14 protein-coding genes are annotated in these 9,780 nt (G+C 39.8%); all 14 read right to left on the bottom strand.

Going from position 1 to position 9,780, the window contains the following annotated elements:
• Positions 1–158: 158 nt before the first annotated feature.
• Entirely contained in the window at positions 159–344 is a 186-nt protein-coding gene (locus GM920_RS07760; protein WP_182955149.1) for a hypothetical protein, read from the bottom strand.
• A complete protein-coding gene (locus GM920_RS07765; RefSeq protein WP_182955151.1) occupies positions 344–850 on the bottom strand; it encodes a hypothetical protein in 507 nt (168 codons plus the stop codon). Before GM920_RS07765 ends, GM920_RS07760 begins: the two co-directional genes overlap by 1 nt.
• 69 nt (positions 851–919) lie before the next feature.
• Entirely contained in the window at positions 920–1,459 is a 540-nt protein-coding gene (locus tag GM920_RS07770) for a hypothetical protein (protein WP_182955154.1), read from the bottom strand.
• Positions 1,460–1,499: 40 nt separating this feature from the next.
• Complete coding sequence (locus tag GM920_RS07775; protein WP_182955156.1) at positions 1,500–1,913, bottom strand: hypothetical protein; 414 nt, start codon at positions 1,911–1,913, stop codon at positions 1,500–1,502.
• 1 nt (position 1,914) lies between these two features.
• On the bottom strand, positions 1,915–2,463 hold the full coding sequence (locus tag GM920_RS07780; RefSeq protein WP_182955158.1) for a hypothetical protein: 549 nt from the start codon (positions 2,461–2,463) through the stop codon (positions 1,915–1,917).
• Positions 2,460–2,789, bottom strand: coding sequence for a hypothetical protein (locus GM920_RS07785; protein ID WP_182955160.1), 330 nt, complete (start codon positions 2,787–2,789; stop codon positions 2,460–2,462). Before GM920_RS07785 ends, GM920_RS07780 begins: the two co-directional genes overlap by 4 nt.
• A 3-nt stretch (positions 2,790–2,792) precedes the next feature.
• On the bottom strand, positions 2,793–3,116 hold the full coding sequence (locus GM920_RS07790; RefSeq protein WP_182955163.1) for a DUF6706 family protein: 324 nt from the start codon (positions 3,114–3,116) through the stop codon (positions 2,793–2,795).
• Between the two features lie 8 nt (positions 3,117–3,124).
• Complete coding sequence (locus GM920_RS07795) at positions 3,125–4,222, bottom strand: major capsid protein (protein ID WP_182955166.1); 1,098 nt, start codon at positions 4,220–4,222, stop codon at positions 3,125–3,127.
• Between the two features lie 34 nt (positions 4,223–4,256).
• Positions 4,257–4,628, bottom strand: coding sequence for a hypothetical protein (locus GM920_RS07800; RefSeq protein ID WP_182955168.1), 372 nt, complete (start codon positions 4,626–4,628; stop codon positions 4,257–4,259).
• A 2-nt stretch (positions 4,629–4,630) separates the two neighbouring features.
• Positions 4,631–5,329: a hypothetical protein gene (locus GM920_RS07805; protein ID WP_182955171.1), complete on the bottom strand. Its 699-nt coding sequence runs from the start codon at positions 5,327–5,329 to the stop codon at positions 4,631–4,633.
• Between the two features lie 378 nt (positions 5,330–5,707).
• Positions 5,708–6,646: a hypothetical protein gene (locus GM920_RS07810; RefSeq protein WP_182955173.1), complete on the bottom strand. Its 939-nt coding sequence runs from the start codon at positions 6,644–6,646 to the stop codon at positions 5,708–5,710.
• A gap of 80 nt (positions 6,647–6,726) precedes the next feature.
• Positions 6,727–7,782 carry a hypothetical protein gene (locus GM920_RS07815; protein ID WP_182955175.1) on the bottom strand — a complete coding sequence of 352 codons (1,056 nt, stop codon included), beginning with the start codon at positions 7,780–7,782 and terminating at the stop codon, positions 6,727–6,729.
• Between the two features lie 193 nt (positions 7,783–7,975).
• The gene (locus GM920_RS07820; protein WP_182955178.1) at positions 7,976–8,284 is read right to left on the bottom strand and encodes a hypothetical protein; all 309 of its coding nucleotides are present in this window, start codon (positions 8,282–8,284) and stop codon (positions 7,976–7,978) included.
• Between the two features lie 15 nt (positions 8,285–8,299).
• On the bottom strand, positions 8,300–9,778 hold the full coding sequence (locus GM920_RS07825) for a phage portal protein (protein WP_182955181.1): 1,479 nt from the start codon (positions 9,776–9,778) through the stop codon (positions 8,300–8,302).
• Positions 9,779–9,780 lie beyond the last annotated feature (2 nt).

Genomic DNA, 9,780 nt, shown 5'->3' on the forward strand with positions numbered 1-9,780 from the left:
AAAAGTAAAGCTTTTACCAAGCTTTACTTCTACACCCTCACATTTCCCATTCGCTAATTCAAACATAAAAACATTACTTTATATTACCAAAAGGTAATATAAAGTAATTTACAATCAACTGTATATCAGACTGATAATTTTCACACAAAACAAAACACCTACTTTATTCCAGCCAGCTGCTCCCCAAATTCAAAGAAACTAATACTTCCACTTTGGCCACTTCCGCTTTTACCCCCTTGTGATTTATCGTCTCCAAAGGTTGGTATGGTAGCATTTAACATAATTTCATTTCGCCAGCTAACACTATCCATGACTTGATCCCAGTTCAGGCGCCAGTATTTCATTATTGGTCCGATGGTTGCCCAGGGGGAATCAGATCCGGGATATTTCCGAGCAGACTTAGTGTCCGGAGTAATTCCATAGAGCCGAAAAAAGATTGTACATCTAACCTCCGGTAGACTTCTTTCGTTGCAGCATGTAATTCTTTATTATTAAAACTATCAGCTATGGAATTTATAAGCCAAGATGGTGTTTTGCTGTTATGGTTATGGATCGCTGTTGCTACAATTGTTGCCATTTGAAAGGTATTAATAGCAAGGATATCCAAAAATCGCTCTGCCTCGCCATCCTTTTTACTATCTACGGCCAAATCACTAATCAAATAGGTAAGCTTCCAGTTTGTCCTCATGGTGGTTGCATTCAAAATCAACATTTGTGACTTCGGCTTGATCACCCGAAGAAAGATCAGTATCCTATGAAACGTGTTCTTTGGGACCAAAACCACAGCTTTTAAAGGTGTTGGTGTATCTAATAGTGCATCAAGCACTCCTTTGTGATCTTCTTTTGTCATTTAATTTTTGGGTTATCTTAAAAAAGCCTGGACGGACCAGGCTTTTTATAATTTGTAGTGTCTTCTGAATTATGGTATCGCTGGAACATCAATAAATTTGTAACCCCATGGAGAAACAGCTTCTCCTAAAGCATCCGCTGGCGTAGTTGCCTCACCTGAATAACTCAATGCAATAAATCCTTTTTTAGTGAAGTTGTTGGCAACACCTGCTGTACCTGCTGCTGCTGGAATACTCAATTGAAATGCCTTTCCTTGGAAAGCATTTGAAGTCAACCTAACCGCCAGGTATAAAACATCTGGATTTGCAGGGTAATTGTATTCTTGTTCTACATCATCCCAATCACCGCCCAAAAGCAATTTTGCTTTCGCGCCAGCAAGATCCAGTGATTTAAATGCAAAAGTTGCACCTTCAGTTTCACCAGGAAGAACAAAGCGAACACCACCTTTTTCTTCTACTCTAAATTTTAATGTTTCTAATGGTGGAACTGTGAAGGATACTGAGTCATCTTCAATATCCACAATTTTAACCCACCCTGTTGTAGGCATCGCACCATTCAATCCCATAGGAGCAAGCTCAACACTTTTAACCCCTGTAACCGCCTGTGACATAGTTTTTAATTTTATAGTTTATACTTCCTGTAAAACAGGGTTAATTGTTTTTTATAAGTGACCAGAATTCAACTCCTATATTTACGAACCAGGTTGAACCGTCACGATAAGGTACTCCAGGTGCGATCACTTTAAATGAATAGTCATAGCCGGTAACGTCCTGTAGGGCATCCATACACTTTTCAAGGACTTCCCTGAACCTTGGTAGGTTTGGTTGTGTTGAATCATTTGTAAGGCTTAAGTTTGGAAGATGTATGTTTACGTTTATCACCCCTTCTTGTACCTGTTCAGTATTCATATCCAGAGTCCTCACCACAATATCTTCTTTCAAACTATCTTTAGGTCTGCTAATTTCATAAATTGCACCAGTCAAATTGACCGCAGCCTTTACTCCTTTTTGAACAAGCCTTAAAAAAATGATATTCTGAATTGTTAAAGCTGTTTTAGTCTCCATCTTACTTTCCAAATGCCGCGTTCACGTTTCTAAATGCCTTTTCTAGTTTTTGCTCAGCTCCCAATGTACTACCGGTGATCACATCATAACCAAGTGCTTCCACCCAACTTGCGTACTCCATACCGGCAACAGTAATAATTGCCCATCCACTAGAATATTCCTTACCAAGCTTGTTGGCATAAGCGATCCCGTTATTAAGCCCACTATTTTTATCTGAACCACGTGGTGACAACTGAAAGTCCTGATGAACAACTTCACCGTCATACATCAGAATAAATCCAATGGAGCTTCTAAGGTTACCTGTGTCGTCATTAAATCCATCAGCCGAAGAAAGATTAACAGATCCACCAGCTAAGCTTGCTGCAGTTCTTGCATCACCCGCCACCGAGTGATAAGCCTCTGAAGGAATCTTTGCTCTGGCATCACGAACAAACTGTAAACCGACTTGTATAAGTTCGTTCTGCGTAACCTTAACTACCCTTTGAATATATTCCTGAGTAAGCTTCTCAATATCCTTTGCTGTAAATTTAGCTTCCAGTTTAACTCTCATACCCAACCTAAAATACTTCTTAAACCTACTTGACAACCCATCATTTCACCTTCAAAAAGGATCTCATTTCTCACACCAGTAATCTTAACCTGAGTATTGCCTGGCAATTCTACTGTTTCAACCGGAATACCGATATCAAAAGAGTATTCAGTCATTACACCGTCCTTGTTCACCTTCTTTCTGCCTGATCCATTAGGTCTGGACCTACAATTAAAAGTCACCACTTCACCTGCAACGCCCAGAATCCATTGACCAGTTTCCTCGTCATAAACATCCTCAGTTGCTTTCTTTGTGAAGCTTAGCTTATGTATGTATTGCTCGTTCATAATTTACCAGGGGGATGCGCCCGTGACAGTGCTTTCTTTTTCGGCCAATTCATCTGGCAGTCCATAGCGAATTAGGATAATTGATCTGAGTTTAAGAAGATCATTCATATCGTGCTCTGTTACCTGGTAATCCAGTTCCTTTACGCTTTTAGGAGCGAGTGCAATTGTGTAAATAAGCCCTGCAATCGCAATATCAACAGGCTTTACGTTATCAGGTACAGCATAGTCAGCTGCACTATCCAAACTTGCTTCCAGCAATGCCAGTTCAAGTGTCAAAGCGGGAAGTGGTCTGTTAATTTTTGCTTGCAGGGCTTGTAGGTTAGTCATATCAGGTATTACGCTAATTTGGTTTTAAGGATGTGGATATTCTTCGAGTTATTCAATACAGGAGTTGCATAAGCAACCGCTTTAGTGATAACTGTGATCGGATCTTCTTCACCCCAAGTTTTTAGTAGGATAATTCCTGATTTTGTTTTTTTCGCAACACCCGCCTGAACATATTCGTCAGCAGACAAAGTATATTGAGTGTTACCCAATTCAGAGGTTTCATGAAAAGTTACGTTACCCTCTTCCCAACCTGTAATAGCATTAAGACTTCCGTCTTTACCTTCGGCAACCATTGTAGATTCCCAAATTTTAATTGTTGGCAATCCTTGACGGCTTAAAGAAGAATTGACTGTTGCTAAGTCAGGCAATTGCTGAACATTCAATGCGTTCGCAAAGTATGTAGCGCAGAACTTTTGAACAATTGGATTGCTTACAAAATTGTCAAAGCTATCTTCTTCCATTGTCATGAAGTTCAGCTTTCTGTTTTTTGCTTTTGCAGCAGCCTTACGGGCTCTGATGTCCGCGATTGGATCAGAAGTGGGATCGCTCCATGATTTACCTGCATTTACAACTTGCGCAGCAGGAATCCCGAAATCAACATCAATTTTGGTTTGAATACCCGCTTCGTTGTTAACTAATGTAAGTGAGTATTTACCTTTCGATGTGATCTGTTTAGCGATCCATTCTAAACGCGCGTTTACTGCGTTCACAACAAACGGTTGGTCATCATAATGCCAATCCAATACGCGCTGCATTGCTTGTTTTCTTGTGGGGCCATCTGGCAATAACCTAACCGCATTCTCTAATGAGCGCAGTGTATTAAAGTCAGTTTCTACTTTATCCCTTGCTACTTCAATCTTAGGCATATCGCCAGAGATTTTTGACGGCAAAGGACGCCCCTTCCTTGGGGCCCTGCTATTAAAAGCTACAACGTCAGCCATGACTTTAGCGCCAAATTCAGCTTCAATTCCTGACCATTTTAGATCGGGCTGGTAAAGCAAAGGAAATACTGATTGATACGGAAGTTCCTCAAAAGGGAACGTTTCAATGTACGCCTGTGCATCTACCTGCCTGAAACTTGGTACTAATTCTTGTACATTTACCATTTTCTAAATGCTAATATTTTTCTAATTCTGTTAATTAAACGAAACTGATTCTCGGAAGCGCCGTAGCTAATGCTGCAGCTTTTGATTTCTCATTTGCCGGCAAAGCTTTTAATCTGGCTGTTCCGGTCAGCACTACCCCAGCAACTGCGTTATCTTCAATAAAAGTGTCTCTAAGAGACGTGCCTAGTATTTGAAGTCCAGCAATCGGTGCTGCAGGATCTAACACCACTCTACCTAAGCCAGTAGCAGTCATTCTACCTAAACAGGTGCCTTCCGGCATATAGCCGTTAACTCCAGCGGCATACCCAGTAAAGTCCATTAGTAAACCTCCGGCCAACGTATCGAGTACATTTTCGTAGACTACCTTCTGGAATCCCTGCGTACCCTCTCTTACAATTCCTTTCATCCTTACGTGTTTTGTGCAGTTTTAGCGGCAGCTTGCGCTGTGCGTTCTGCGATTAATTCTTTCATTTCAGGTGATACCTCTTTCTCACCAGTTTTCTTCCCAAAACCCGCAGCAGGCGTATCTACACCTAATCCTGCATTTGATTGCTCCTGAACGAAATCAGCAGCATCATTTTCAGTTTCAGTCAAGTAGTCGTTAAACTCATCGTCAGTATCGAACTTCATGCGGTTGAAATCTTTGATTGCTTTATTTTTAAAAGCATCAGGAGTATTTTCAAGGATTTTGGTAAGTTGGTCCTTACGGGTATTTGTCACTTTTTCACCGTTCATTGCAGCGATTGCCTGATCTTGTTTTTCCAGTTTCTCCATCATCAGCCTCAACATTTTTTCTGTTTTGGTTTCATTCGGATCAATTTCAACTGGCTCTGGCTTTCCGTCTGCAATTGCTTTAAGCCTAGCAGCTTCTTTATCAGCAGCATCCTTGCTTACTTTCCCTGCCTGGTAGTCGTCAAACTTCCTTTGTTCATCAAAAGACCAGACTTCGTTGCGTGCATTTAACACGACGTCTATTTCCTCATCAGTTGACTCATCAGTCAGTCCAACAGTTGCCTTTTCAGTGATAGCATCAATAGATTTTTTAGATAACGCTACGCCTGTGAACAAAGCCTTCAGTCGTGCGGGTACTCTAATTTTAAGTGACATAATAAATTGTTTTTAGGTTTGTCTGCTAAGTTGTAATCCGGTAATTAATCGTGCTACACCTTGCTTGAACCCAAAATTACCCTGTAGAGGATGGGGTATGAAGAGGTTGTTTTGACAATAAGATGCATTGTCAAAGAATTGCATTTTGTAATTGGGGGTTGTTGAATTGATGTATCTAAAATTATACATTTAGAGATACAAGATTAAAGAAGCTAAAAAAATAGACACATGAAACACACATTTTCAAGTTAATTAAAACAAAAAAGGCTACCATACTGGTAGCCTTATAATATTTGTTCGGTTTTAATTAACCATTTACTGTGATGTCCATTTTTTTTGACTTTTTCATAATGATTGATTTTACAAAGTTAGTAATAATTATTTAACCTCTAGGTATGCTATATAACCTTGGCCTTTATACATAAGACCATTGTACTTCTTCTCTATTAACGTTGGCTTGTTATGAATTGTTTCAAAACTTTTCAAAGTGCCACATTCATGGAACTTGGCTTTTACACCATTCAAAAATATTTGAACCTTAAAATTGTTTTGAATAAAGCTATTGCTATAACCTATAATGTTATCAACTTTCAACGAATACGTTTTTGTCGATTCAATTTCCATATTATAACCATTCTTCTCTCCCTTTAAAGGTATAACAAATTTTGTATAAAGCGAATTATTCTCAAGTTTTTGAATAGGTTTCACTGCAATTACTTTATTGTTTACCTTAACTGAATTAATGGTGCATGAAGTCTCTGTACATCCCGGTTGGTAAACTATTCTATTCCAATAAGGATGCTCAATCGCGTGCTTCACGTCAGCTGGAATAATAGTAAAAGTAGATTTATGCTTTACCCTAACCAACTGTTTATCTGCATCTATTAGCTCTATGTCAATTACATTGACACAGTTATCGTAATATGCCACTAATGATGTGGGCAAATAAGTATCTTTCACATCCTTCATAATTGAACTATGGATGTGTGGAAACTTATCCTTGACAAGTTCTCTTGTTACCTTTTCCCAGTATTCTGGCAAGTCTTCTCTATTTTTAAGAAACTTTGGCTCGAAAATCACCTTTGTTAACTCATCTTTATAAACTCCTAAAAATTGTTGGCTTTTAAGTAGGAAAGCAAAAACCCCACCTGCTAGCATAGCCTTTCCTAAACCGTTCAAAATTATGTTTCCACTTAAGTTGGGTTCATTAGACACTACACTGAAAACGAAGAATGTGGTTCCTAGGGATGTTACAACCCAAGGAACAGCTTGATTAAATCCCTTCGAGGAAAAAAAGGTTTTGAGACCGTCAATCATTTTTTTTCGGCAAAATTAGAACTTTAATTGACTTTAGAGACAATTACAATGAATATAAAGTCAATTAAAATGTTTCAAAGCTAAATAATCAAATTATCCAATACAAAATCCTTATTATCCTTCCACCAATATGGAATAGACTTCCATCCCATTACGCGATCCTTATTGTCTGTAACCCAACTATTAAATTCTATTGGCGGTTTTTCTATTCTTGCCGACTGCTGAAGTGCCTTAACTGCATCAGAAGTATCTAAGCCCTTTGCAACTAATTTCTGGTATGCCGCCATCATCTCATCATCAATGAGGATCGGGATCTTAAAGCATAGGCAGTTTGGATGCCAGCCTCTGAACTTGAACCATACTGGGTACTTTCCTTCAAGTGTTCGACAAAGCTCGCACCTAGTCTTTGGTTTAGCTGTAGCTGAGAGCCTGATCTCATAACCAAGAACCAATGGGTTATTCTCCCAGGCCGAATCATCAGCTGCCCTGTATCCCATGTTTATCTCAGTCCGGGCAAGACGCTCACTATTCTTAGCAGCGGACCGGTATGTACCTTGACCGGGATTATAAGCCTGAGCAGGTTTTGAAAGTTTAAGATTTCCTCTTGAATCACGAACACGGCGAAACAATTTATCTGGCTCTCTTAGATTTTGGCGCAGCTCTCTGCCTACCTGCTTAGCAGATTTGCCTTCTGCGACCCCAACATCAAGACTCATATCTACATTGCTTTTAAACTGCTCAGCAGACTTCCAGACCCTTTCTGATAGATTAAGTCCACCCTCTTTACGTTGAATGAAAGCTTCCAATCGGTTATGATTCGGATTAAAGAGCTCTTTCTTTATTGAGTCAGGTATTTTATAGCCAGAAAGTCTTTTCTCAAAATAATTTATGTTCTTTTGATTGGAAATATCCCAGGAGAATTTAACACCTGATTCAATCTTAGCTGCAACATTTGTTCTGAATGCTTTCAATAAGGCGCTAAGCTTCCTCTCTACAATAGATTTAGCAGCACCCGACTCAATAATTGGTGTAATCTGCGAAATAATTGAATTATACTGCTTTTCAATATACCCAACGATACGATCTTGGTTGTTGAAATGAAGTCGTTCAAACTTGTTGTTTATTGGATCAGTCATTATTGAGAATCTTTTTTTGTTTTACTCTCACTGAATAACCAGGCTAACAGGCGTATAAATCCTGTCACTGCAATTGTAGAGCATACAGGAACAAATATCATCCACCATGGAAGCTTGGTGATGTAGTAATAAACTAATGCTATTACCACTACTGCTATTAGAAAATACCCAATTGCTTTTTTAAATATCATGATTAAGCCCTCCTCTTCATTTTAGCATTATGCGAATACCTCAACCGGTTAGATTTACCTTTCCGGTTACCATGTCCGAAACGCATCCCGTATTCTTTAGGAGACATACCATAGTCCGGAAGAAAAGTTGTTAGTGGAATACCACCTACCGTATTATGAATGGTATAGGTTTGTGTATGCTTGGCTGGTTTAGCTTTAATTTCGTTCTGTACGGTCGCAGTCAAAGACTGGGCTGCCTGAGCTGATCCTGTAAACCCAGCTAACGCCAAAGCAAAGCCTGCTCCCAGCATTGATAGTCTGTTTCTTTTCATAATTATTATTTTAACTTAAACTACATTTCCAACATCATTCCCTAGCGTATCAGCAGCCGTAGTTATAGCTAATACCTCCTCCTCATCATTATCAGTCAACCCGGCTAACTTAACAGCAGTCCTCAACGAGGCAATTCCCCCACCAAATGCTGCGTTTGCATTGTCAATCCCGTCACGCTGATCATCAATTCTAAACAATGTAAATACTGGTGTCATTTGAAGGTTTTTAGATTGAGTAAGGCTTGTATTGATCGCTACACAGGCCGACTTTAAGAAGTTAAGCTCCCTTTGAGCGCACTCGCCATAAGTATCGTCCAATTTGTTCTGAGCAGCTAAGTGGGCGTCCATGAGTATACGATCAAACGCAACTCCTGAAGGTGCGGCACCAAGACCTTTCATTTCCTTGAAACTGATATTAGGCGTTTGAGATAATGTGTAAATCAGATCCAGACTGGTTTCAATTTCGAGTTTGATTGACTCAGGTGCCTGATCCCAGGTTACGTACCTAACATCAGATTTCTCACCTTCAAGTACCATCACCTTGCCTCGCTCACCTTTATCAGAAAAGCCCTTAATTACGCCCTTAGCGACTAAAATAGGTGATCCGTTATAGTCGTTTGTGTCAGCAAAATTTGAAAGCATCGTTTCAAGCCTGGTGATTACAGACTGAACATCTGCCCATTCAGGCCGATCTTGTGGATAGTAAATGATTGGTATCTTTCCATATGCATGAGCCACCTTGGAAGTCATTAGCCAACCTGCATCAACTGCTTCAAATTTATAAACGTGGGTGCTAGTGTAAATATCGATGTGCTCGACCTCTTCGCTGGCAGATTTAATAACTTCAGTGGTAATCTCAATCCCTGTAATATCCTTGGTTGTTTTGTATTTACGCCCGAAGTAAACTAGATCACCAAGGCCATTAAATACAGGAAGAAGCTCATCGCCAAGTAAAGGACTCATGATGCGCATCCTTAATCGCTTAGTGCTATTTGGCGCAATCTCACCCCAATAACCTTTCTCGACGTCTTCACTGTACCAAAGGGAAGCACATTGAAGTTCTGACATCATGCGTTTAGCAATTTCCTTTGACCTGTACTTAAGCTTATTGTCCTCTCGGCTTTTCTTTACCATGGCCAACAGCTTTTTATCGGAATCCGATTTGGCCTTACAATCAATCTCCATTGCACCAACATTCATGAAGGCAACCCGGCGATTCACAATCAGCTTTTGCAGAGGAAGACCAATACGATTAACCTCCTCATGGGTAGTTACAAGCGTATCCTTTCCAGCTAAGTCCTTTACACCAGAGGGTTTCTGCACTTTCTTCTTTGGCCGCTTATCTTCCTTGAAAACATCATGCTCTGCTGTATCATATTGATCAGTAGCTAATTTAACGCCATCAACTTTTTGACCAATCGCAAGTACCAACTCAACAAGTGGTGACTCATCCACCACACTCTTAACCACCACCTCTGTCTTTTTCTTTGCCATCT

Origin of the sequence: Pedobacter gandavensis, from assembly GCF_014172405.1 — a bacterium.
GTDB lineage: Bacteria > Bacteroidota > Bacteroidia > Sphingobacteriales > Sphingobacteriaceae > Pedobacter > Pedobacter gandavensis.

What these genes read in the sequence shown, in the direction of transcription:
- GM920_RS07775 (WP_182955156.1), bottom strand. Translation starts at nt 1,913, where the DNA reads ATGGAGACTAAAACAGCTTTAACAATTCAGAATATCATTTTTTTAAGG.
- GM920_RS07795 (WP_182955166.1), bottom strand. Translation starts at nt 4,222, where the DNA reads ATGGTAAATGTACAAGAATTAGTACCAAGTTTCAGGCAGGTAGATGCA.
- GM920_RS07820 (WP_182955178.1), bottom strand. Translation starts at nt 8,284, where the DNA reads ATGAAAAGAAACAGACTATCAATGCTGGGAGCAGGCTTTGCTTTGGCG.
- GM920_RS07760 (WP_182955149.1), bottom strand. Translation starts at nt 344, where the DNA reads ATGAAATACTGGCGCCTGAACTGGGATCAAGTCATGGATAGTGTTAGC.
- GM920_RS07765 (WP_182955151.1), bottom strand. Translation starts at nt 850, where the DNA reads ATGACAAAAGAAGATCACAAAGGAGTGCTTGATGCACTATTAGATACA.
- GM920_RS07790 (WP_182955163.1), bottom strand. Translation starts at nt 3,116, where the DNA reads ATGACTAACCTACAAGCCCTGCAAGCAAAAATTAACAGACCACTTCCC.
- GM920_RS07815 (WP_182955175.1), bottom strand. Translation starts at nt 7,782, where the DNA reads ATGACTGATCCAATAAACAACAAGTTTGAACGACTTCATTTCAACAAC.
- GM920_RS07825 (WP_182955181.1), bottom strand. Translation starts at nt 9,778, where the DNA reads ATGGCAAAGAAAAAGACAGAGGTGGTGGTTAAGAGTGTGGTGGATGAG.
- GM920_RS07800 (WP_182955168.1), bottom strand. Translation starts at nt 4,628, where the DNA reads ATGAAAGGAATTGTAAGAGAGGGTACGCAGGGATTCCAGAAGGTAGTC.
- GM920_RS07780 (WP_182955158.1), bottom strand. Translation starts at nt 2,463, where the DNA reads ATGAGAGTTAAACTGGAAGCTAAATTTACAGCAAAGGATATTGAGAAG.
- GM920_RS07810 (WP_182955173.1), bottom strand. Translation starts at nt 6,646, where the DNA reads ATGATTGACGGTCTCAAAACCTTTTTTTCCTCGAAGGGATTTAATCAA.
- GM920_RS07805 (WP_182955171.1), bottom strand. Translation starts at nt 5,329, where the DNA reads ATGTCACTTAAAATTAGAGTACCCGCACGACTGAAGGCTTTGTTCACA.
- GM920_RS07770 (WP_182955154.1), bottom strand. Translation starts at nt 1,459, where the DNA reads ATGTCACAGGCGGTTACAGGGGTTAAAAGTGTTGAGCTTGCTCCTATG.
- GM920_RS07785 (WP_182955160.1), bottom strand. Translation starts at nt 2,789, where the DNA reads ATGAACGAGCAATACATACATAAGCTAAGCTTCACAAAGAAAGCAACT.